Here is a 22,079-nt window from a genome sequence, read left to right as displayed (position 1 = left end):
GGTGTTGTTTTTTTGGTTTTTTTTATTATATTTTTTTGGCCACCCCCCCCCCCGGCCCCCCCCCCCCCCCCGCTCCCACAGGGGACAGTGGCAAACCGTCAAATCCAAGGACAACCTCATGTGCGACCACAACACCAATAACACCGCCGCCGACCGTTCTCCCGACATCAAAAAACTCCTCGAAGGGCTGCCCACCAATTGGGGCAAATGGGGCCCGGATGATGAAGTCGGCGCCCTGAATTACCTGCAAAGCGCCGAGATCCTGCGGGGCATCGCGTCAGTGCGCCAGGGCAAGACCTTCACCCTGCAAGTGCAGATCGGCCATCCCAAGGGCGAACCGTTGTGGCCCGGCCGACGCCCGTCGATGCGGGTCAACGTGCTGGACAAGGGGCACTTCCTCGCCGGCAAAACCCACTTCGACGGCCATGTGGAATACGCCGATGATGTGATCTTCATGCACCTGCAAGGCTCGACCCAGTACGACGCCCTGGGCCATGTGTGGCACGACAACAAATTGTGGAACGGCTACGACGCCATGAGCACCATCGGCAGCATGGACAAGGCCAGCATCCTGCCGATTGCCGAGCGTGGAATTGTCGGGCGCGCAGTGCTGATCGACATGGCCCGCCATCGCGGCAAAGCGGTGCTGGACAAGGGCGAAACCTTTACCCATCTGGACCTGTTGGCGGCGGCGAAAGCCCAGGGTATCGAGATCGAGAAACGCGACATCCTGATCATTCGTACCGGTTGGATCGGCTCGTTTTATGACCGCGAACCGGAAGAGTTCTACAAGGACTTCGCCGAGCCGGGCCTGACCTTCAGCCGTGAACTGGTGGAATGGTTTCACCAGATGGAAATCCCCAACCTGGTCACCGACACCATGGCCAACGAAGTGGCGGTCGACCCCACCACCGGCGTGCTGATCCCGTTGCACAACGCCTTGATGCGCAACCTCGGCGTGACCTTCACCGAAGTGGCGCTGCTCGATGAACTGGCCAGCGATTGCGCTGCCGACGGTCAGTGGAAATTCCTCTACACCGCCGCGCCGCTGAAGATTGTCGGCGGCACCGGGGCGCCGGTGAATCCGATCGTGATCAAGTAGTCAGGTCGCTCTGCAGCTCGTTGATCAGAAGGGTCGCCGCCGGAGACAGATCGGCGCCGGCCCGGCTGATCACGCCGAAGGGTTCGTTCAGCGCACGCAACGATACCGGCAGCTTCACCAGCAAATCGTATTGCTCGCAGTATTCGGCCACTTCCACGGGAATCACCGCCAACAGCGTCGGGTCCTGTTGCACCAACAGAATGGTGGCGAGGATGGACGAGGTTTCCAGCGGATAACGCGGGATCTCCAGCCCCGCTTCGTTGAGCTCGCGTTCCAGGGCCTGGCGCATCGGCATGTCCTTGGGGTAGACGACCCAGCGGTAATCACTCAATTGCGAGAGTTGCAACGACTCTTCGCGGGCCAGCGGATGGTCTTTGCTGGCGACCACTGCCAGGGGTTCTTCGCTCAACTCGATGCAGTCATAAGCCTCGGTTCGCTGGCCAACACTGGTGCGACAAATTGCTAAATCCAGCCGTCCCTGATCCAGCAACCCGAGCAATGTGGCGCTGGTGTTCTCCACCAGTTCCACCGACAGCTCCGGCTGCTTGAGGCGTAACGCGGTCAAAGCCCGGGTCAACAACGGCACCGCGCCCATGATCACCCCCACCGACAATCGCCCGCCGTGGCCTTGCAGGATGCTGAGCATTTCCTCGTGCAAATGCTCGACATCGCTATGGATCAGTCGGGCGTAGCGAATCATACAGCGCCCCATTTCATTGGCCACCAGGCCCTTGGGCTGGCGTTCGAACAGCGGCATACCGATCAGTGATTCGACTTCATGCAGGGCTTTGGTGGCGCCGGACTGGGAGATCGAAATCTGCTCCGCAGCCTTGTGCAGGGAGCCCCGGTCATCCAGGGCGATCAGCAGGCGCAGTTGTTTGAGTCGCAGGCGTGAAGCGATGCTGGCAAGGGAAGGAACCATGTCCGTGTGTTCTCCATTCCAGGAAAAAAGGCTCAGACGAAAAACAGCCTTGTAGCAGCTGGCGAAGCCTGCGTTCGGCTGCGAAGCAGTCGTGAAATCAGTCAACGCGGTGCTTCAGCAGGACCGCATACTCTGAATTTACGACTGCTGCGCAGCCGAACGCAGGCTTCGCCAGCTGCTACAGGTCGTGGGTATCAGTGGATCGCCACCGGGTTGATGTTGACCTGGGTCGAGCCCTTGTACAGCGGCTGGCCGAGGACAAACATGAACTCCCAGGCCTTGTCTTTGACCAGCGCGCGGCTGTCGATCAGCTCCAGGTTGTAGATGCCGTTCTTGGCCAGCATGTACTGGTTGACCGGGAATTCCTGGCCGTCTTTGGCCGGGTAGATTTCCGACGCCCAGGTGTCACCGCCGAACGCGACGATCTGTTTGTCCACCAGCCATTTGGCCGCGGCCATGCCGATGCCCGGTTCCACGGCGAGGAACTTCTTGTTGTCCTTGCCGAGCAATTCCAGCCAACCGGTGTTGAACAACACCACATCGCCTTTCTGGATGGTGACGCCTTGCAGGTCCAGGGCTTTCTGGATGTCGGCGACGGTGAATTCGGTTTTCTCCGGCACGATCGGCGTGCCGTACACGGCGGTCATGTCCAGCACCACACCACGGGTGACGATGGGCGGGACCTTCTCGATGCCGAGTTTTTTCACACCTTCGACGGTGACGAAATCCGCGGCGCGATTGCCGTTGTAGTAGACGTAGTCGATGCCGATATGGCCGATGCCGTTGAGCTGGGTGCCGACGCCGGTCCAGCCCACCACCAGTTCATCGTTGAAGGTGAACTTGTTCGGGCCCATGGTCGTGCCACCCGCCTCGCCCGGCTGGACGTTGGTCAGGTTGAAACTGCGATGACGGAAGGCCGGGAGGGTTTTGTCGATGGGCACGGCCAGTGGGTAGGTCTTGCCGGTCTTGATCAGTTTGGCGGCGTTGAGCACCGACTCGGCGTTGAGCAGATTGAGCGCACCGATTTCATCGTTGGCGCCGTATTTCGACGGGTACCACTTTTCGGCATCCGCGGCTTGCGCCGCACTGAAGGTGAACAGCAAGGTGAAGGGCAGTATCAAACGATTGAGCATGGGAGCGTCCTTATGGGGTTGCAGTGAACCCAAGGTACGCAGCCCGCCTGTGCGGAAACAGACAGGTATGGGCAATACATTTGTTCTGGAAAGGCACGAGTTCCGTAGGAGCGAGGCTTGCCCGCTAAAGCGTCGTACCAGCCGACATCAATGTGTCTGACACAATGCCTTCGCGAGCAAGCCCGCTCCCACAGGGAACTGTGTCGGCTACACATCTTGCGAACAATACCCACACAAATGTGGGAGCGAGCCTGCTCGCGAAAGCGTCGTACCAGCCGACATCATTGTGTCTGACACACCGCCTTCGCGAGCAGGCTCGCTCCCACAGGGAACTGTGTCGGCTACACATCTTGCGAACAACACCCAAACAAATGTGGGAGCGGGCTTGCTCGCGAAAGCGGAGTGCCAGTCGACATCAACGTATCTGACACACCCCCTTCGCGAGCAAGCCCGCTCCCACAGTGATCGGGGCGTTACATCAGCCGTAAACCATTTCCGGATTGCCAGCCTCCAGCGCCGCAGCACGATTAGCCGCCGGCGGATAAATCCACTGGGTGTTGATCATGCGCTTGCGCGCCTTGCCTTCGTCGTGGGTCAGCAGTACCTGGCGGTCCCAGCCTTCGGTGTACACCGCACCCCACTCGCCCAAATCCAGGCAAGTGGCGTAGAACGGCTGGCGGTATTCCAGGGTCGGCACGCCTACCAGGTCGGCAGCGACGTTATGCCCGGCGAAGCGGCCCATGAAGATTGCGTGCTGGCAGGACATCAGCGAGTAATGGCCTTCGTCATCGGTCAGGGCCATGGCCACGTCGCCGGCGGCGAAGACGTGATCGGTGCCGACCACACGCAAGTCGCCGGTGACTTCGACGCGGCCCTGGCGATCCAGTCGGGACGAAACTTGCGAAGTGAGGCCGCTGGCGATCATGCCACCGGTCCAGATCACAGTCTTGGCTTCGATACGTTTGCCGGCAGCGGTCAGCACACCGTTTTCATCAATCGCCACCACCCCGGAGCCGACCTGGAATTCAATGCCCATCGACGCCAGTGCTTCCGTGATCATCGGCCGTGGTTTCGGCCCCAGGTCCGGGCCGATTTCTTCGTTGCGTTCGATCACGATGATCTTGAACCGGGCATCGGCGCCATGCAGGCTGCGCAGGCGTTCCGGCAGTTCAGTGGCCACTTCCAAGCCAGTGAAACCACCGCCGACGACCACGATGGTGTTGCGTGCCGGCGAATCCGGCAGGTCGCCCAGTTCCGTCAAATGAAGATCCAGCTTTACCGCATCGGACAACTGGTCCACCGCGAAAGCGTTTTCCAGCAGGCCCGGCACTGGCGGACGGTTGAGTTTGCTGCCGCTGGTCAACACCAGCCGATCATAAGGCACGCTGATGCGCCGGCCATCGGTGGTCAGCGCATGCACCACCCGATCGCCGGAGGTGTCGATGCGCTCGACTTCGGCTTCGATGAACTTGACCCCCGCCGCTTCCAGCAACGGCAGCAGCGGCGAACTCATCTCGTGGGGGGCGTGTTCGTGCAGGCGCGGACGAATGACGATTTCCGGCTTGGGGGAAATCAGGGTAATTTCCACGTCGTCAGTCTTGTCGTTGAGGTCCAGCACCCGTGCCGCGCCCAAGGCACTCCAGACACCGGCGAAACCGGCACCGACGATCAATATTTTGCGGGACATGATGGCTACCTTCGTTCTCGTTATTGAGGCAGACAGCGAGTGGCTGTCCGGTCATGCGGGAATCGATGGTAGGGCTGGACGCTGGCCCCCGAAATGACATAAAACCCTGAAATCCTGCCGTTTTTTACCCGGCGTTGTGGAAGTTGCCCATGAATGAAATTGCCCAGTCGCGCTCAATCGTGTTCGTCGCCTACCCCGACATGGGCCTGCTGGACCTGACCGGGGCGCAAACCGTGTTCTGGGCCGCGTCCAAAGCCATGGCCGAACGCGGTTTGCCGGGGTACGAGCGCCACACCGCGAGCCTGACCGGTGGCCTGATCCAGACTGCCGAAGGGCTGGTGGTCGAGACGTTGCCCTTGAGCGATTTCGCCGAGCTGGCCATCGACACCCTGATCGTTCCCGGCGCGCCGAATATTCGCCAGGCGATGCATGATTCCCTGGAACTGGTCGCCTGGCTGGCGGCGGCTTCGGTCAAAGCCAAGCGCACTGCATCGGTGTGCAGCGGCACGTTTTTACTGGCACAAGCCGGGTTGCTCGAAGGCCGGCGCGCGGCGACCCATTGGGCAATGTGCGACATGCTCAAGGAAGGCTTTCCGTCGATTGAAGTCGACAGCGATGCGATCTTCGTCCAGCAAGGTAACGTGTGGACGTCGGCGGGAGTCAGCGCCGGGATCGACCTCGCACTGGCCCTGGTGGAAGCCGATTGCGGCCGCGAAGTGGCATTGCAAGTGGCCCGCGAACTGGTGGTGTTTCTCAAGCGCCCCGGCGGCCAGGCCCAGTACAGCCAGATGCTCCAGGCGCAAACCCGGGACGGCGCGGTCTTCGACGACTTGCACCTGTGGATCGCGCAGAACCTGAGTCGCGAAAACCTCACAGTCGAGGTGCTGGCCGAACAGGTGCAGATGAGCCCGCGCAACTTTGCCCGAGTCTACAAACTCAAGACCCGCCGCACCCCGGCCAAAGCCGTGGAAGTGCTGAGGCTGGAGGCGGCGCGGCGTCTGTTGGAAGACTCTGAACGCAACATCGACCAGATCGCCCGGCAATGCGGGTTTGGCGATGAAGAACGGATGCGCTTTACCTTTCAACGCAACCTCGGCGTTTCGCCACGGGATTATCGGAACCGGTTTTCCCGTTGATTCACGGTTTCCCGCGATGGGGTCATAAACATGACAAGTAACTGTCATTTACCTGAACCAACTCTAACTTCAATAATCGGATCCGAAGTTTTTCCATTCAACTGCACTTTAATCCGGTATTGAAGGTTGACTTGCCCCACTCGCCTGAGTAAATTGCGCGGGCCGGTTTCACAGGCCTTTTTTCAACTCACAAAAGAATCCAATGGACACAGTATCTAGTCGCTGTCGGGTAACTGCGAATTCGCAGGATCTGGCACACAACCCAGAACATGACGGGACTCGACTTTGCGGTCGGGTGAGCTGCGCTAGAGCTTGATGCTCCACCGTAACTTGCCTCGCCGGCGTCAGTCCGGTCCAGAGGTATGTTATGAACTTCAAATCCACTGTAATGCCCGGCGTACGCGCCTTTGCCTCGACCATGCGGGTCAAGTCCTGCCGTGAGCGTTTCGCCACGGCCGTGGCCCGCGCGCCGTTTTCCAGCCAATCCTCCCCTGCCAAGGCACACCTGCGTGCCAACTGGCGCGTCTGCCCGATGACCGGTCAGCTTCAGCAACGCTGGAGCGTCGACGACAGCCCGGAACCACCGAGTCGGCGCATCGCGCGCCTGTTCCAGCAGGCCAGCCTGATGCTCGGCCTGTTCCTTGGGGCGCGCACTTTCAATTGAGCTGAAGGCACTTTAAAAGTCCTTCCCTTAACGTTTTCCTTAGTTGGAATTCGACAACTTCTTATTACCTGTTAAATAGTGAGTTAGTTATGGACGAAGCCAGTAGACGGTTCGCTGCCCACAACTATTCAGTTGCTGGCCAGCGAACGTTAAACCCTGAAACGCAACTATCAGAATCGATCGCTTATTGGCGGCTCGACATACGTGCGCTCGTCTTTCATTAGCTGAGGTGCCTGTGTGTCGTGCCGCAAGCCTGCGGCAGGAGCACAGCAATGACCCTTGTAAACACCGCAAAAAAAGCCACTCGCGGCGCCAGCACCGACAACGCCAAACTGTCGATGCGCGCCGCCCGGGAAGCGCAAAACGGCCTCGCCGTGACGCTGACCAACCTCAACGCCAGCACCGACGGCCTGACCGAACTCGAAGCCCAGGGCCGCCTGGCGCGCAACGGTCACAACGAAGTGGCCCACGACAAGCCGCCTCACGCCCTGATCCAACTGCTCAAAGCCCTGAACAACCCCTTCATCTATGTGTTGCTGACCCTGGCCGGCATCAGTTTTTTCACTGATTACTGGTTGCCGATCAGCAGCGGTGAAGCGGATGACGCCGACCTGACCAAAGTCATCATTATCATGACCATGGTCAGCCTCAGCAGCGTGCTGCGGTTCTGGCAGGAATACCGCTCGGCCAAGTCCGCCGAGGCCCTGAAAGCCATGGTGCGCACCACCGCCACCGTGCTGCGCCGCGAGCACAGCGACGGCAAGTCGCGGCTGCGGGAAGTGCCGATGCGCGATCTGGTGGCTGGCGACATCGTGCAACTGAGTGCGGGCGACATGATCCCGGCGGACATTCGCCTGATCGAATCCCGTGACCTGTTTATCAGCCAGGCGGTGCTGACCGGCGAAGCGTTGCCGGTCGAGAAGTACGACACCCTCGGCAACGTCGCGCAGAAGTCCGCCACCAGCGCGGCGCCTGATCAATCCAACCTGCTGGACCTGCCGAACATCTGCTTCATGGGCACCAACGTGGTCAGCGGCACCGCGAAAGCCGTGGTGGTCGCCACCGGGGCGCGGACTTACTTCGGTTCCCTGGCCAAAGCCATCGTTGGTTCCCGGGTGCAAACCGCGTTCGACCGTGGGGTGAACAGCGTCGGCTGGTTGCTGATCCGCTTCATGCTGGTGATGGTGCCGATCGTGTTCCTGCTCAACGGCTTCTCCAAGGGTGACTGGGGCGATGCCTTCCTGTTCGCCCTGGCGGTGGCCGTCGGCCTGACCCCGGAAATGCTGCCGATGATCGTCAGCGCCAACCTGGCCAAAGGCGCGATGGCCATGGCCAAGCGCAAAGTGGTGGTCAAGCGCCTCAACGCGATCCAGAACTTCGGTTCGATGGACGTGCTGTGCACCGACAAGACCGGCACCCTGACCCAGGACAAAATCATCCTTGAGCACCACGTCGACAGCCACGGCCGGCGCGACGATTCGATCCTCGAACTGGCGTGGCTCAACAGTCATCACCAGAGCGGTTTGAAAAACCTGATGGATCAGGCGGTGGTGCAATTTGCCAACGCGAACGCGAAGTTTCGTGCGCCGTTCGCCTACAGCAAGGTTGATGAATTGCCGTTCGACTTCGTGCGGCGGCGCCTGTCGATCATCGTCAAGGACAGCCGCGATGATCACCTGATGGTGTGCAAAGGTGCGGTCGAGGAAATGCTGTCGATCGCCAGCCACATCAATGAAAACGGCCAAGTGATCGCGCTGGATGCGCAGCGGCGCAAAGACTTGCTGGCGTTGGCCAACGAGTACAACGAGGACGGTTTCCGGGTGCTGTTGGTGGCGACTCGCGAAATCCCCAAAGCCCAAAGCAAAAACCAGTACCACACCGCCGATGAGCGCGACCTGGTGATTCGCGGCTTCCTGACCTTCCTCGATCCGCCGAAGGAAACCGCCGGCCCGGCGATTGCCGCGCTGCGGGACATGGGCGTGACGGTCAAGGTGCTGACCGGTGACAACGCTGTGGTTACCTGCAAGATCTGCCGCGAAGTCGGGCTCGATCCAGGCACCCCGCTGCTCGGCCAGGACATCGAGCACATGGACGACACCACGCTCAAGCTGCGGGTAGAAGAGCGCACGGTGTTTGCCAAGTTGACGCCGCTGCAGAAATCCCGAGTGCTGAAGGCCTTGCAAGCCAATGGTCACACCGTGGGTTTCCTCGGCGACGGCATCAACGATGCCCCGGCGCTGCGCGATGCCGATGTCGGGATTTCGGTGGACAGCGGCACTGACATCGCCAAGGAATCGGCGGACATCATCCTCCTGGAAAAGAGCCTGATGGTCCTCGAAGAAGGCGTGCTCAAGGGCCGCGAAACCTTCGGCAATATCATGAAGTACCTGAACATGACCGCGAGTTCCAACTTCGGCAACGTGTTCTCGGTGCTGGTGGCCAGTGCGTTCATTCCGTTCCTGCCGATGCTGTCGATTCACCTGTTGCTGCAAAACCTGATGTACGACATCTCTCAGCTGGCGTTGCCGTGGGACAAGATGGACAAGGAGTTCCTGCGCAAGCCGCGCAAGTGGGACGCGAAGAATATCGGGCGCTTCATGCTGTGGATCGGGCCGACCTCGTCGATCTTCGACATCACCACGTTTGCGCTGATGTGGTACGTGTTCGCCGCCAACAGCGTGGAAATGCAGAGCCTGTTCCAGTCCGGCTGGTTTATCGAAGGGCTGCTGTCCCAGACGCTGGTGGTGCACATGTTGCGCACCCAGAAGATTCCGTTCTTCCAGAGCACCGCAGCGTTGCCGGTGATCCTGGCGACCGGCACGGTGATCTGCCTGGGCATCTACATCCCGTTCTCGCCGCTGGGAACGATGGTCGGCCTGGTGCCGTTGCCATGGGAATACTTCCCTTGGCTGGCGGGCACCTTGCTCAGCTACTGCGTGGTGGCGCAGACCATGAAAACGATCTACATCCGCCGGTTCAAGCAGTGGTTCTGATCGCCTGAACACCATCGTCCCCTGTGGGAGCGGGCTTGCTCGCGAAGGCGTCGTGTCAGTCAACATCTGCGTGAACTGACACACCGCCTTCGCGAGCAAGCCCGCTCCCACAAGGGAAATGCGTTTAACCATACGAATAAAGGAGAGTTCTCATGTCGGGAACGACTCTACTGATCAACCTCGCCGGCGCCATTGCACTGTTGCTGTGGGGCACGCACATGATTTCTTCGGCGCTGTTGCGCGGCTTCGGCACGCCGCTGCGCCGCTGGATGGGCCAGCACCTGAACAACCGCTGGCTGGCCTTGCTCGCGGGCATCGGCATCACCGGCATCCTGCAAAGCAGCACCGCCGTCAGCCTCATGGCCACCTCGTTCACCGCCGCCGGCACCCTGGGGCTGGCCCCGGCGCTGGCGGTGATGCTCGGCGCCAACATCGGTTCGACCCTGGTGGTGCAACTGCTCAGTGCTGATATTTCGATCCTGACGCCGCTGGTGCTACTTACCGGGCTGATCGTCTTCCGGCTGCGGGATGACTCGCGTTTCGAGAGCGTCGGCTGTGCGCTGATCGGCCTGGGGCTGATGTTGATGGCCCTGCACCTGCTCGGTTCGACTCTGGCGGATGTCGAAGGCACGCCAGTGTTCCAGCTGATCATGCAAAGCCTCGACGGCGACTTGCTGATTGCGCTGCTGGTGGCGCTGATCCTCACCTGGCTGTGCCATTCCAGCGTGGCGGTGGTGCTGCTGATTGTGTCCCTGGCGGCTACCGGGATGCTTTCGGCCACCACCATTGTCGCGCTGGTGCTCGGGGTGAACATTGGCGGCGCGTTGCCGTCGGTGATCAACGCGGGTTCCAACGTTGGTCGGCGCCTGCCCCTCGGTAATCTGCTGGTGCGCACGCTTGGCGCGGCGGTGGTATTTCCGTTGGCTGGGTGGCTGGCTTCAATGAATCTCGATCCGGCGGCACTGGTGGTTTACCTGCACACGGGGTTCAACTTGCTGCTGGCGCTGGTGTTTATCGGCTTCACCGCACCGATGGCCAAACTGCTGACTCGCCTGTTGCCGGAACCGCCACGGGATGTCGATCCTGGCATGCCGCGCTACCTCGACGAGGCGGGTCTGGAAGTGGCGAACATCGGCCTGTCCAACGCCGCTCGGGAAGCGCTGCGCATTGCCGATATGCTTTCGGCCATGCTGGAGCGCACGTTGCAACTGTTCCACACCTCGGCACCGATGTGTGCCGAAGAGGTGCGGCACATTGATCAATCCCTTGACGTGCTCAGTGCGGCGATTCGTGCGTATCTGGCGGACATCGGCCAGGAAGGCATCAGCGACAGCGATGCCGATCGCGCCCAGGAAACCCTCACGTTCGTGATCAACCTGGAACACGCGGCGGACATTCTGTCCAGCAGCCTCACGCAACTGGCCATGCGTCGTTTGCGTCGCGGCGAGCACTTCTCGGTGTTCGAACTGCGCAACATCGCGCCGTTGCACGAAGCGTTGCTGGAAAGCCTGAGCCTGGCGATCACTGTGTTCCTGCGCGAAGACATCGGCACCGCGCATCAACTGGTCCAGCGCAAGGAAACCGTAAGAAGGCTGGAAGCCGAAGCCAGCCGCGCGCACTTTCGCAAACTGCAGGAGGACAAAAGTACCTGGGCCGAATCCGGCGACATTTTCCAGCGCGTGTTGCGTGACTACCGCCGGGTGCACCACCACATCGCCGCCCTCGCCTACCCGCTGCTGGAACGGGCCGGCGAGCCGCTGGGTGATGATCAGGCCAAGGAAACCTCGCCATGCGCGTCCTGATCTGTGCCGGCCGCCATTACACCGACAACCGCCAGTGTCGCCGGGTGCTCGACGCCTTCCAGCGCCTGCACCCGGTGCAGGTGCTGATCCATGGCGGCAATCAATACCTGGGCGCCGACATCGAGGAATGGGCCCGAGAACACGGCGCCGACATCGTGCGCTACCCGCCCAACTGGCAACGCCACGGCAAACTGGCCGAACGCCTGCGCAACCACTTCATGCTGCGCGACAGCCGCCCCGACGTCGTCATCGCCCTGCCCGGCGGCGAAGACACCGAAGAACTCGTCGCCCAGGCCCGGGCGGCGGGGTTACAAACCCTGTCGGTGGCGGATCGCGATTGAAGGGCCAAAACACACCCCCTGTGGGAGCGAGCCTGCTCGCGAAGGCAGTGTGTCAGGCTGCATCAATGTTGAATGTGATGGCCTCTTCGCGAGCAGGCTCGCTCCCACACTGGATCGCCAGTGAACACAAAATCTGTGATCAACCTCGACCCCTGTGGGAGCGAGCCTGCTCGCGAAGGCGGAGTGTCAATCAACATCTGCATCAACTGATCCACCGCTTTCGCGAGCAAGCCCGCTCCCACACTGGATCTCCGGTGAATGCAGCACCGATGATCAACCTCAATTCCCTGTGGGAGCGGGCTTGCTCGCGAAGAGGCCGTCCCATTCAACATCAATGCTGCCTGACACTCATCCCGACATTGCACCAAACGCAAATCACATTTGCTGCAATTGCACGAATGCACGATTCCAAAGCCAGTCAGTATTCCGACAGCCTCAATTCGGGTTCAACAGCGCCTCGCGTAACAGCCGGGCCGCTGGCGAGTCGGGCACGTTTTTGCGCGAGACCAGTTCATAGGGTTCGCTGCGCGAGGTGATGGGCAGCGGCAACGTGGTGGTAAAGCCGTAACCGGAGCAGAACTTTGCGACGTCGGTGGACACCAGTGCGACAAGGGTCGGGTTTTCCTGAAGCAGCGACAACGTGGCGAAGGCCGAGGTGGTTTCCAGCAGGTGCACCGGGAAGCGCAAGTCGGCTTCGTGGAATTCCCGCTCCAGCAGCAAACGCATGGGCATGTTGGCGCGATAGACAACCCAGCGGTAATCCACCAGGTCCTTGAGCGAGAGTTGCCGGGCATAGGCGAACGGATGTTGGGTGCTGGCGATCACCGCCAGGGTTTCTTCGACGAACGTCGAGCTCTCATACAAATAAGGAGCGGTGCTGATGGTGGTGCGGCAGATCGCCAGGTCCAGGCGTCCGGCGTCGAGTTGGCTGAGCAACGCAGCGCTGGTGTCTTCGACGATCTCGATGGACAGTTTCGGGTTGTCGGCAATCACCCGGCTGATGGCGGTGGTCAGCAGCGGCACGGCCCCCATGATGGTGCCGACCGACACCCGGCCGCCCTCGCCGCTCATGATGCCGATGATCTCTTCGCGCAGGTGCGCGAGGTCAGTCTGGATCAACCGCGCGTAGCGAATCACCGAGCGCCCGGCGTCGTTCGGTTCAAGCCCCCGGTTAGTCCGGGTGAACAGCGAGGTGCCGAAGGTGGTTTCAATTTCCTGCAGCGCTTTACTGGCGCCGGGCTGGGTCAGCGCGACCTGTTTGGCCGCGCCCAGCAAGGAGCCGTGCTCATCCAGGGCGATCAACAAGCGCAGTTGCTTGATGTGCAGGCGGGACATGATCGAGTTCAGTGATGGCGTCATCAGGGTTAACTAAAAGTTATAGAGGTATCGAAAGTTGTCAGTATCGGGGCTCGCCACGACGGCCCTATAGTCCACCCCACAACCAGGCAATGCAATGGGTTTGACCAGAGAGCACTAGCCCTCCTGCCCCGGACCGATTGCAACAATAACAATCCTGTATAACTTGTGGTGAATCATGTCCCTCATCAATTACGTCACCAAAATCCAGTTCGGCTACGACAGCCTGGAGCACCTGGCCGCCGAAGCCGAGCGCGCCGGCATCACCCGGCCACTGATCGTCACTGACATCGGCGTGCGCAACGCCGGCATCGTCGACAAAGTCATCGCCGCCCTCGGTGGTCGCGCCCCAACGATTTTCGACGCCACCCCGCCCAATCCCAACGAACACGCCGTGCGCGAAGCCGTCGCGCAATACCGCCTCGGCGAGTGCGACGGCATCATCGCGGTCGGTGGTGGTTCGTCGATCGATCTGGCCAAAGGCGTGGCGGTCTGCGCGACCCACGACGGCCCGCTGCAAAGCTTCGCGGTGATCGAAGGCGGACTGGATCGCATCACCTCGGCCACCGCGCCGCTGATCGCCATTCCTACCACCGCCGGCACCGGCAGCGAAGTCGGTCGGGGCGCGATCCTGATCCTCGACGACGGTCGAAAAGTGGGCGTAATCTCACCATATGTGGTGCCCCGCGTGGCGATCTGCGACCCGGAATTGACCCTCGGTTTGCCAGCGATGCTCACCGCCGCCACCGGCATGGACGCGATTGCGCATTGCATCGAAACGTTTATGGCCCCGGCCTTCAATCCCGCCGCCGATGGCATTGCCCTGGATGGCCTGTGGCGTGCCTGGGAACACATCGAACGCGCCACCACCGAGCCCGGCGACCGCGAAGCGCGGATGAACATGATGAGCGCGTCGATGCAAGGCGCCCTCGCTTTCCAGAAAGGCCTGGGCTGCGTGCACAGCCTGTCCCACGCCTTGGGCGGGATCAATCCGAAGCTGCACCACGGCACCTTGAACGCGATCTTTCTGCCCGCCGTCGTCGACTTCAATGCCAACGCCCCGACCGTGCGTGACGAACGCAAGCTCGAACGCCTGCGCCACGCCATGGGCCTTGAGGCAGACGCCGATATCGGCGCCGCCATCGAGGACATGACCCGCCGCCTCGGCCTGCCGACCCGCCTGCGCGAGATCGGTGTCGATGAGAGCCTGTTCGCCGGCATCGTCGAAGGCGCGTTGCACGATCACAGCCACAAGACCAACCCCCGCGAAGCGTCGTCCGCGGACTACCTGTCGATGCTCGAACAATCGCTGTAAGCAGCCGCTATCCAACAACAATAAATCAGGAGGCAACCGCGTCGTCGAACTCACCCCACGAGCCTCGACGCCAGCGGAACAATCATGAAGCCCACAGTCCTTATCGAACGGCAAGCGTCCATTGCCATCGTCACCCTCAGCCACCCGGGGAAAATGAATGCCCTGACCCTGTCCATGTGGCAGGACCTGGGTGATGTCATGACCGAACTGTCCGCTGACACCTCCGTGCGCTGCGTGGTATTGCGCGGCGCCAGTGAACAGGCGTTTGCCGCCGGCGCCGATGTCAGCGAATTCCCCAGCGTGCGTGCCAATCAGGCCCAGGCCCGCCACTACGCGGAAATCACCTCGGCGGCGATGCGCGCCGTGGTCGAGTGCCCACACCCGGTGATCGCCATGATCCACGGCGTGTGCGTCGGTGGCGGCCTGGAAATCGCCGCGTTGTGCGACCTGCGTATCTGCGGCACCTCCAGCCGTTTCGGCGCGCCGGTCGGCAAGTTGGGGCTGGTCATGTCCTATGACGAAATGGCCGGGCTCGTCGCCCTGGCCGGGCGCTCGACCACCCTCGAAATTCTGCTGGAAGGTCGCATTCTCGACGCCAACGACGCCTACGTAAAAAACCTCGTGACCCGGGTCGTGCCGGATGCCGAGGTCGAGTCCGAAACCCTCGCCACCGCCAAACGCATCACCCAGGGCGCACCTCTGGTCGCCCGCTGGCATCGCCAGGCCGCGCGCCAACTTGAAGCGGGCGTGGCACCCACTGCCGAGCAGATCGACGCGAGTTACTCCTGCTACGACACCGAAGATTTCCAGACTGGCCTGAACGCATTTATCGCGAAAGCCAAACCACAATTCGAGGGCAAATGACATGGGACCGCTGACAGGCATGCGCGTTGTAGAACTGGCTCACATCATGTCCGGGCCGGTGTGCGGAATGATGCTGGCCGACATGGGCGCCGACGTGGTGAAGGTCGAGAAAGTCCCGGACGGCGATGATTCGCGCCGCTTCTCGCCGATCATGGAAAGCGGTGAGTCCGCCTCGTTCATGGTGGTCAACCGCAACAAGCGCGGCATTGGCCTGAACCTGAAGACCGACGGTGGCCGCGACGTGCTGCGTCGACTGTTGCTGGACGCCGATGTGGTCACGGAAAACTACCGGGCCGGCACCATGGAGAAATTCGGCCTGGGCTACGAAGCGCTGAAAGTCATCAATCCGGGACTGATCTACTGCGCGATTTCCGGCTACGGGCGCAGCGGGCCGTTCGGTGAAAAAGGTGGTTTCGACCTGATCGCCCAAGGCATGAGCGGCATGATGAGCATGACCGGTGAAGCCGGGCGTGAACCGGTCAAGGCCGGTTCGCCGGTGGCCGACATCAACTCCGGCATCCTCGCCGCCCTCGGCATCTGCGCTGCCTACGCCGCCAAACAGAAAACCGGCCTCGGGCAAATGGTCGACACCTCGCTGTTCGAAGCCGGCCTGCAACAGATGTACTGGCCAGCAGCGGCGTATTTCGCCGACGGCACCATCCTGCCGAAAATGGGTTCAGCCAACTCCACCAGCGCGCCGTACCAGGTGTTCCGCACCGCCGATGGCTGGATCAACATCGGCGCGGCCAACCAGGCCAACTACGAACGCTTGGTCGAAGCCCTGGCCGTGCCGCAACTCAAGGCTGACCCGCGTTTCGCCAGCAATGCGTTGCGCATGGAGCATCGCCTGGCCCTGGTGGACATCCTCAACGAAGTGCTGGTCGCGCGCACCACGGATGAATGGATGGTGTTGTTCGACAGCCTTGGCCTGCCTGCCGGGCCGGTCCTCGACATCGCTGCGGCGCTGGCCCACCCACAAACCATCGCCCGCGGCATGGTCGTCGAAACCGAACACCCCACCGAAGGCCGGGTGCGTGGCATGGGCCTGCCGATTCACTTCTCCGACATGGACAACGGCGCCTCGCCGACCAGCCGCCACGCGCCGTTGTTGGGCGAACACACCCGTGAAGTGCTGAAGGAAAGCGGGTATGCGGATGACGAAATCGACGAGCTGATTAAAAGCAAAGCCGTGGTGGCATTGGCATAACGCAGGCCCCCTTGTGGGAGCGGGCTTGCTCGCGAATGCGGTGGATCAGTTGACATAAGTGCTGACTGACACGACGCCTTCGCGAGCAAGCCCGCTCCCACAGGGGACAGGCATTTGCACATTTGATCCGCAGTTTTTTTGAACAACTACAAAAACAATAAGGTGAACATCATGAGCCGTATCTTGACCGAGACTGTCAGCCGCCGATCATTCCTGGTTTCTGCCGGCGTCACCGTCGGTGGTGCCTTTGCCGCCAACCTGCTGCCGTCCAGCGTCTTCGCCGCGACCAAGCCGATTGTGTTGCGCTACACCAGCAGCCTGCCCGACACCCATCCTTTGAACAAACAGATGAAGGCCGCTTCGGAAGCGATCAAGGCTGAAACCAACGGTGCCGTGGACTTGCAGGTGTACGCCAACGGCGCCATGGGCGGCGACACCGACATGCTGTCCCAGGTGCGTGCCGGGGCCATCGATTTCATTCCGTTGCCAGGCGCGATTCTCTCGACCCTGGTGCCGGCCATGTCGATCGAAAGCATGCCGTTCGCGTTCAAGGACTACGAGAGTGTCTGGGCCGCGCTGGATGGCAAGCTCGGCGAGTACGTGCGCGTCAAGACCGAGAAAGTCGGCCTGATCCCGATGGAAAAAGTCTGGAACAACGGCTTCCGCCAGATCACCAGTTCGACCCGGCCTATCAACACCCCGCAAGATCTCGCCGGTTTCAAATTGCGCGTGCTGGTCAGCCCATTGTGGACCTCGATGTTCAGCGCCCTCGGCGCCTCGCCGACCGGCATCAGCATCAACGAAACCTACTCGGCGTTGCAGACCAAAGTCGTCGACGGCCAGGAAAACCCGTTGGTGGTGGTCGAGTCCGCGCGCTTCTATGAAGTGCAGAAATACTGCTCCATGACCGACCACATCTGGGGCGGTTTCTGGATCGTCGCTTCGGGCAAGACCTTCCCCAAACTGCCCGCCGACGTGCAGGAAATCGTCTCCCGGCAGATCAACGCCGCCGCGCTGGTCCAGCGTCAACAAGTCATCGACCTCAACACCAGCCTGGAACCGTCCCTGACCGCCCACGGCATCACCTTCAATAAAGTCGACCGCTCACTGTTCCGCGCCGACCTGCAATCCAAAGGCTTCTACACCCAATGGAAAGACAAGTACGGCCCGGAAGCCTGGAGCTTGCTCGAGCAGTACGCGGGTCAATTGTCCTAAGCCGGAGACCAGGTCATGAAAAACGACATACCAATGACGGATGTATCCCCCGCTGAAGGACTCAGCCCGCGCCAGACCACTTTTCGTCTCGGTCGCGCCCTTGATACCGGCCTGCGCTGGCTGACCGAAGGCAGCGCGGCGTTGCTGGTGGTGATCGAAGTCACCCTGCTGTTCTGCAACGTATTCTCGCGCTACGTGCTGAATCAGCCGATCGTGTGGGGTGATGAACTGGCGTCGCTGCTGTTTCTCTGGCTGGCGATGCTCGGCTCGGTGGTGGCGATGCGGCGCGGCGAACACATGCGCCTGACCTCGTTTATCGGACGCTTGCCCGCAGAAAAACGCGCCTTCGTCGACACCCTGGGCGCGGTGATCGTCATCACCTTTATCGGGCTGCTGTTCACCCCGGCCTGGGAGTACGTCAGCGACGAGTGGATCATCACCACCGCCGCCCTGGAAATCCCCAACGCCTTTCGCGTGTCAGCCATCGCCGTCGGCCTGAGCCTGATGCTGATGACCTGCGTCGCCCGCCTGCTGACCAGCGCGCGGCTGATCGACTTCTCGGTGTCCGTGGCGATGCTGGGCTCCCTGGCGGCGCTGTTGTGGGTGGCGGAAGGTCCGTTGTTGCTGATGGGCAACTGGAACCTGATCGTGTTCTTCATGATCGGCGTGATGGCGATGATCGTCATCGGCGTGCCGATCATGGTCGCGTTCGGCCTGGCCACGGTGGCGTATCTGTCGACCATGACCAGCACGCCCCTGACCCTGGTGGTCGGGCGCATGGACGAAGGCATGGCGAGCCTGATCCTGCTGGCGATTCCGTTGTTTGTGTTCCTCGGTGCGTTGATCGAAGCCATGGGCATGGCCCGGGCGATGATCCGTTTCCTCTGTTCGTTGATCGGCCATGTACGCGGCGGTCTGTCGTATGTGCTGATCGGCGCCATTTACCTGATCTCGGGGATTTCCGGTTCCAAGGCAGCCGACATGGCGGCCATCGCCCCGGCGCTGTTTCCGGAGATGAAGAAACGCGGCGAGGATGAAAACGAACTGGTGGCGATGCTCAATGCCTCCGGGGCAATGTCGGAAACCATTCCGCCGAGCCTGGTGCTGATCACCATCGGTTCGGTGACTGGCGTGTCGATTTCCGCGCTGTTCACCGGTGGCTTCATGCCGGCGGTCGTGGGCGCCATCGCCATGGCGGTGGTGATCTGGTGGAAAAACCGCAAAGGCGAAGCCTCCACCGGCAAACGCGCTACGGGCAAGGAAATCGGCCACTCGCTGCTGGTCGCATTACCAGCGCTGGCCCTGCCCTTCGTGATCCGAACCGCAGTGGTCGAAGGGGTCGCCACCGCCACCGAAGTCGCCGCCATCGGCGTGGCCTACACCTTTATCGTCGGGTTGCTCTGCTATCGCTGCTTTGACTGGCGCCGTCTGTACCCGATTCTGGTCAGCACCGCCGCGTTGTCGGGCGCGATCCTGATCATCATCGGCAGCGCCACGGCCATGGCCTGGGCCCTGACCCAGTCGGGCTTCTCCCATCAACTGGCGCTGGTCATGTCGACGGTGCCCGGCGGTGCGATGGGCTTCCTGATCATCTCTGCGGTGGCGTTCATCCTCCTCGGCAGTTTCCTCGAAGGCATCCCCGCCATCGTGCTGTTCGGCCCCCTGCTGTTTCCGATTGCCAAGACCATGGGCATCAACGACGTGCATTACGCCATGGTCGCGATCTTCGCCATGGGCCTGGGCCTGTTCGCGCCACCGTTTGGCGTGGGCTTCTACGCCGCGTGCGCCATCGCCAAAGTCGATCCCAGCGGCGCCATGCGCCGGGTCTGGCCGTACCTCGGCGCACTCGTGGTGGCCCTGGGCGTGCTGGTTGCCGTGCCATGGATTTCCATCGGTTTCCTGCCTAACGCCTGACTCATCCTTTGATATCCGAGGTTTCTTATGAATTTCTCCACGCTGGAAGCCGGTACCGCCACCGAACGCAAACTGCTCGTCGATCGGGAACGCACCATTTCATTCCTCGGCGAAGACTTGCGAATTTACGCCACGCCGCGCCTGGTCGATGACATCGAACAAACCTGTCTCGACTATCTGCTGACCTTCCTCGATGAAGGCGAAAACACCGTCGGCGCGGCAGTGGATATTCGCCACGTCGGCGCCACGCTGCTGGGCATGTCGGTGAGTATTGTCGCCACGGTCACGCGGATCGAGGGGCGCAGCGTCACCTTCAACGTCGAAGTGCGCGACGACGTCGAGCTGGTCGCCACCGCCGCGCATACCCGCGTGGTGGTCAACGTCGCCAAGCTGCGCAGCCGGGTCCAGGCCAAGGCCGAAGCCGCGGCTGCCGGCGAAGTCGAAGACGGCGTGCTCAGCCCTACCCAGTTCGCCTCGCGCTAAGCCAAGGGACGCCCCCATGATCACGCTGCACGAACGCAATGGCTTGCCGAACCTTGCCGCCGAGGATGCGCTGCCGATTGTCGATGCTCACCATCACTTGTGGGACCTCGGCCAGGGTCGTTATCCGTGGTTGCAGGACGAGTATCACGAAGAGTTTTTCCTCGGCGACTATCACAGCCTGTGCCGTGATTTTCTGCCGGAAAACTTCCTCGCCCTGACTGAAAAGCAACGGCTGATCGGCACCGTACACGTCGAGGCCGAACGGGCGCGGGATGAGCAAGTCGCCGAAACCCTCTGGCTGGAACAGGTCAACGCACGCTACGGCTTCCCGAATGCCATCGTCGCCCACGCCTGGTTCGATCGTGAAGACAGCGCCGAGATTCTTGCCACTCAGGCTGCGCGGCCGTTGGTCCGTGGGATTCGCTCCAAACCGGTGACCTCGGCTTCGCCGGATGTCTCGATTGCCGGCGCTCGCGGCACCATGCAGGACCCGAAATGGCTGGAAGGTTTTTCGCGGCTGGCTGAACACGGTTTGTCCTGGGATTTGCGCGTGCCGCCCTGGCATCTGGCGGAAGCCGCCGAAGTGGCGGCGATGTTTCCGCAAATCCGCATCGCCCTGAACCACACCGGTTTTGCCTGGGATCGCAGCCCCTCGGGCATGGCGCGCTGGCGCGAGGGCCTGGAAGCGCTGGCCTTGCAACCCAACGTGCATATCAAGCTGTCGGAGTTCGGTTTGAAGGATTCGCCCTGGAACTACCAGGACAATCGCGTGGTGGTGATCACCGCGCTGGAAATTTTCGGCCCCGAGCGTTGCATGTTCGCCAGTAACTTTCCGGTCGCCGGGTTGCGCGCGTCCTACGACACGATTGCCGATGGCATGGCCGCGATGCTCGCGCCACTGGGGCGAGCCGTGCAGGAAGCGGTGTTCGCCGGCAATGCCCAACGTTTCTATCGTCTGGAGCCACAGCATGGATGACTGGCGCGCACGCTTTCTGGCCAGCGGCGACGATGCGGACCTGCCCATCGTCGACGCCCATCAGCACTATTTCGATATCGAGGCCCACTACTACCCTTGGCTCAACGACCGGCCATTGCGCCCGTTTCGCTATGGCGATTACTCGTCGATCTGCCGCACCTTTCTGCCTCAGGACTATCGTCGGCTGACCGGCCACCATCGCATCGTGCAGACGGTGGTGATCGAAGGTGAATGGGACCCGGCGACTCCGGCCGAAGAAGTGGGTTTTATCGAGTCATTGGCGCAAGACGAACCGACCCTGGCGGCCATGGTCGGGCAGGCCTGGCTGGATCGCGAGGATGCGCCGAGCCTCTTGCGTGAATACGGCAAGCACCCGCTGGTACGCGGGGTTCGTCATAAACCCACGGTCACCACCCGTGAAGACTGGCGCGATGATTACGTGGCGCCGGGCTCCATGCGTGATCCCCGCTGGCGCGAAGGCTATGCACAACTGGCCGAAAACGGCCTGCACTTCGAATTGCAGGCGCCGTGGTGGCATTTGCCGGAAGCGGCGGAGCTGGCCAGGGACTTTCCCGACGTGACCATCGTGGTCAATCACACGGCGCTGCCAGCGGATCGCTCGGCGGAAGGTTTGGCCGGTTGGCGCGACAACCTGGCGCTGCTGGCCCGCGAGCCAAACATCGCCCTGAAGATTTCCGGCATTTGCATCCCAGGCCAGGCATGGCCTGTCGAGGCCAACCGCGGGGTGGTGAACGACGCGATTTCGATTGTCGGGATCAGTCGCTGCGCCTTTGCCAGCAACTACCCGGTCGATGGCGTGGTGAACAGCCTGAGCGAAGTGTTCGACGGTTTCAAAACCATCGTCCGGGATCGCCCCCACGCCGATCGCCTTGCCCTGTTTCACGATAACGCCCGACGCATTTATCGGCTTACTTGATCCCTGTTTTGAACAGCCCTTAAGGAGTTCCC

The 22,079-nt window shown here is 61.5% G+C and carries 18 protein-coding genes; 14 read left to right on the top strand and 4 right to left on the bottom strand.

Annotated features, from left to right (window positions below; genetic code table 11):
* Positions 1-118: 118 nt before the first annotated feature.
* Positions 119-1,102, top strand: a complete 984-nt coding sequence (locus ACIQY3_RS02570) for a cyclase family protein (RefSeq protein ID WP_403016943.1) — start codon at positions 119-121, stop codon at positions 1,100-1,102.
* On the opposite strand, the gene ACIQY3_RS02565 is transcribed toward ACIQY3_RS02570, so the two are convergent.
* The 3 genes from ACIQY3_RS02565 to ACIQY3_RS02555 form a co-directional block, all read right to left on the bottom strand.
* Complete coding sequence (locus ACIQY3_RS02565) at positions 1,095-2,024, bottom strand: LysR family transcriptional regulator (protein WP_403016942.1); 930 nt, start codon at positions 2,022-2,024, stop codon at positions 1,095-1,097. The genes ACIQY3_RS02570 and ACIQY3_RS02565 overlap by 8 nt on opposite strands.
* Positions 2,025-2,218: 194 nt before the next feature.
* Positions 2,219-3,157 carry a cyclase family protein gene (locus tag ACIQY3_RS02560; protein WP_403016940.1) on the bottom strand — a complete coding sequence of 313 codons (939 nt, stop codon included), beginning with the start codon at positions 3,155-3,157 and terminating at the stop codon, positions 2,219-2,221.
* Positions 3,158-3,635: 478 nt separating this feature from the next.
* Positions 3,636-4,844, bottom strand: a complete 1,209-nt coding sequence (locus ACIQY3_RS02555) for an NAD(P)/FAD-dependent oxidoreductase (RefSeq protein WP_403016938.1) — start codon at positions 4,842-4,844, stop codon at positions 3,636-3,638.
* 149 nt (positions 4,845-4,993) lie between these two features.
* Here ACIQY3_RS02555 and ACIQY3_RS02550 point away from each other — a divergent pair, with 149 nt between their 5' ends.
* The 5 genes from ACIQY3_RS02550 to ACIQY3_RS02530 all read left to right on the top strand — a co-directional run bounded on the left by ACIQY3_RS02550 (position 4,994) and on the right by ACIQY3_RS02530 (position 11,780).
* Complete coding sequence (locus ACIQY3_RS02550; RefSeq protein WP_403016936.1) at positions 4,994-5,980, top strand: GlxA family transcriptional regulator; 987 nt, start codon at positions 4,994-4,996, stop codon at positions 5,978-5,980.
* A 367-nt stretch (positions 5,981-6,347) separates the two neighbouring features.
* Entirely contained in the window at positions 6,348-6,644 is a 297-nt protein-coding gene (locus tag ACIQY3_RS02545) for a hypothetical protein (protein ID WP_403016934.1), read from the top strand.
* A 272-nt stretch (positions 6,645-6,916) separates the two neighbouring features.
* Positions 6,917-9,637 carry a magnesium-translocating P-type ATPase gene (mgtA, locus tag ACIQY3_RS02540; protein ID WP_403016932.1) on the top strand — a complete coding sequence of 907 codons (2,721 nt, stop codon included), beginning with the start codon at positions 6,917-6,919 and terminating at the stop codon, positions 9,635-9,637.
* Positions 9,638-9,789: 152 nt separating this feature from the next.
* Positions 9,790-11,439 (top strand): Na/Pi cotransporter family protein, encoded by a 1,650-nt coding sequence (locus ACIQY3_RS02535; RefSeq protein WP_403016930.1) that lies wholly within the window; start codon positions 9,790-9,792, stop codon positions 11,437-11,439.
* Positions 11,427-11,780, top strand: a complete 354-nt coding sequence (locus ACIQY3_RS02530; RefSeq protein WP_403016928.1) for an SLOG family protein — start codon at positions 11,427-11,429, stop codon at positions 11,778-11,780. Before ACIQY3_RS02535 ends, ACIQY3_RS02530 begins: the two co-directional genes overlap by 13 nt.
* A gap of 435 nt (positions 11,781-12,215) precedes the next feature.
* On the opposite strand, the gene ACIQY3_RS02525 is transcribed toward ACIQY3_RS02530, so the two are convergent.
* Positions 12,216-13,139 carry a LysR family transcriptional regulator gene (locus tag ACIQY3_RS02525; RefSeq protein ID WP_403016926.1) on the bottom strand — a complete coding sequence of 308 codons (924 nt, stop codon included), beginning with the start codon at positions 13,137-13,139 and terminating at the stop codon, positions 12,216-12,218.
* Between the two features lie 175 nt (positions 13,140-13,314).
* Here ACIQY3_RS02525 and ACIQY3_RS02520 point away from each other — a divergent pair, with 175 nt between their 5' ends.
* From ACIQY3_RS02520 to ACIQY3_RS02485, 8 genes are all read left to right on the top strand, one after another.
* Positions 13,315-14,451, top strand: a complete 1,137-nt coding sequence (locus ACIQY3_RS02520; protein WP_403016924.1) for an iron-containing alcohol dehydrogenase — start codon at positions 13,315-13,317, stop codon at positions 14,449-14,451.
* Positions 14,452-14,535: 84 nt separating this feature from the next.
* Positions 14,536-15,315, top strand: coding sequence for an enoyl-CoA hydratase-related protein (locus ACIQY3_RS02515; protein ID WP_403016922.1), 780 nt, complete (start codon positions 14,536-14,538; stop codon positions 15,313-15,315).
* Position 15,316: 1 nt separating this feature from the next.
* On the top strand, positions 15,317-16,522 hold the full coding sequence (locus ACIQY3_RS02510; RefSeq protein WP_403016920.1) for a CaiB/BaiF CoA transferase family protein: 1,206 nt from the start codon (positions 15,317-15,319) through the stop codon (positions 16,520-16,522).
* A gap of 171 nt (positions 16,523-16,693) precedes the next feature.
* Positions 16,694-17,737 carry a TRAP transporter substrate-binding protein gene (locus tag ACIQY3_RS02505; protein WP_403016918.1) on the top strand — a complete coding sequence of 348 codons (1,044 nt, stop codon included), beginning with the start codon at positions 16,694-16,696 and terminating at the stop codon, positions 17,735-17,737.
* Between the two features lie 15 nt (positions 17,738-17,752).
* Entirely contained in the window at positions 17,753-19,651 is a 1,899-nt protein-coding gene (locus ACIQY3_RS02500; protein ID WP_403016916.1) for a TRAP transporter large permease subunit, read from the top strand.
* Between the two features lie 27 nt (positions 19,652-19,678).
* On the top strand, positions 19,679-20,134 hold the full coding sequence (locus ACIQY3_RS02495) for a thioesterase family protein (RefSeq protein WP_403016914.1): 456 nt from the start codon (positions 19,679-19,681) through the stop codon (positions 20,132-20,134).
* 16 nt (positions 20,135-20,150) lie between these two features.
* Positions 20,151-21,110 carry an amidohydrolase family protein gene (locus tag ACIQY3_RS02490; protein ID WP_403016912.1) on the top strand — a complete coding sequence of 320 codons (960 nt, stop codon included), beginning with the start codon at positions 20,151-20,153 and terminating at the stop codon, positions 21,108-21,110.
* Positions 21,103-22,047, top strand: a complete 945-nt coding sequence (locus tag ACIQY3_RS02485) for an amidohydrolase family protein (RefSeq protein WP_403016910.1) — start codon at positions 21,103-21,105, stop codon at positions 22,045-22,047. The genes ACIQY3_RS02490 and ACIQY3_RS02485 overlap by 8 nt, the downstream gene beginning before the upstream one ends.
* Positions 22,048-22,079: the final 32 nt, after the last annotated feature.

Source organism: Pseudomonas sp. NPDC096950, assembly GCF_044762525.1.
In the GTDB taxonomy this organism is placed as follows: Bacteria; Pseudomonadota; Gammaproteobacteria; order Pseudomonadales; family Pseudomonadaceae; genus Aquipseudomonas.
This window is presented reverse-complemented; position numbering and strand designations above follow the sequence as displayed.

Excerpts from the sequence above, each read along its gene's own strand:
- ACIQY3_RS02570 (WP_403016943.1), top strand. The coding sequence starts at position 119 with ATGTGCGACCACAACACCAATAACACCGCCGCCGACCGTTCTCCCGAC.
- ACIQY3_RS02565 (WP_403016942.1), bottom strand. The coding sequence starts at position 2,024 with ATGGTTCCTTCCCTTGCCAGCATCGCTTCACGCCTGCGACTCAAACAA.
- ACIQY3_RS02560 (WP_403016940.1), bottom strand. The coding sequence starts at position 3,157 with ATGCTCAATCGTTTGATACTGCCCTTCACCTTGCTGTTCACCTTCAGT.
- ACIQY3_RS02555 (WP_403016938.1), bottom strand. The coding sequence starts at position 4,844 with ATGTCCCGCAAAATATTGATCGTCGGTGCCGGTTTCGCCGGTGTCTGG.
- ACIQY3_RS02550 (WP_403016936.1), top strand. The coding sequence starts at position 4,994 with ATGAATGAAATTGCCCAGTCGCGCTCAATCGTGTTCGTCGCCTACCCC.
- ACIQY3_RS02545 (WP_403016934.1), top strand. The coding sequence starts at position 6,348 with ATGAACTTCAAATCCACTGTAATGCCCGGCGTACGCGCCTTTGCCTCG.
- mgtA (WP_403016932.1), top strand. The coding sequence starts at position 6,917 with ATGACCCTTGTAAACACCGCAAAAAAAGCCACTCGCGGCGCCAGCACC.
- ACIQY3_RS02535 (WP_403016930.1), top strand. The coding sequence starts at position 9,790 with ATGTCGGGAACGACTCTACTGATCAACCTCGCCGGCGCCATTGCACTG.
- ACIQY3_RS02530 (WP_403016928.1), top strand. The coding sequence starts at position 11,427 with ATGCGCGTCCTGATCTGTGCCGGCCGCCATTACACCGACAACCGCCAG.
- ACIQY3_RS02525 (WP_403016926.1), bottom strand. The coding sequence starts at position 13,139 with ATGACGCCATCACTGAACTCGATCATGTCCCGCCTGCACATCAAGCAA.
- ACIQY3_RS02520 (WP_403016924.1), top strand. The coding sequence starts at position 13,315 with ATGTCCCTCATCAATTACGTCACCAAAATCCAGTTCGGCTACGACAGC.
- ACIQY3_RS02515 (WP_403016922.1), top strand. The coding sequence starts at position 14,536 with ATGAAGCCCACAGTCCTTATCGAACGGCAAGCGTCCATTGCCATCGTC.
- ACIQY3_RS02510 (WP_403016920.1), top strand. The coding sequence starts at position 15,317 with ATGGGACCGCTGACAGGCATGCGCGTTGTAGAACTGGCTCACATCATG.
- ACIQY3_RS02505 (WP_403016918.1), top strand. The coding sequence starts at position 16,694 with ATGAGCCGTATCTTGACCGAGACTGTCAGCCGCCGATCATTCCTGGTT.
- ACIQY3_RS02500 (WP_403016916.1), top strand. The coding sequence starts at position 17,753 with ATGAAAAACGACATACCAATGACGGATGTATCCCCCGCTGAAGGACTC.
- ACIQY3_RS02495 (WP_403016914.1), top strand. The coding sequence starts at position 19,679 with ATGAATTTCTCCACGCTGGAAGCCGGTACCGCCACCGAACGCAAACTG.
- ACIQY3_RS02490 (WP_403016912.1), top strand. The coding sequence starts at position 20,151 with ATGATCACGCTGCACGAACGCAATGGCTTGCCGAACCTTGCCGCCGAG.
- ACIQY3_RS02485 (WP_403016910.1), top strand. The coding sequence starts at position 21,103 with ATGGATGACTGGCGCGCACGCTTTCTGGCCAGCGGCGACGATGCGGAC.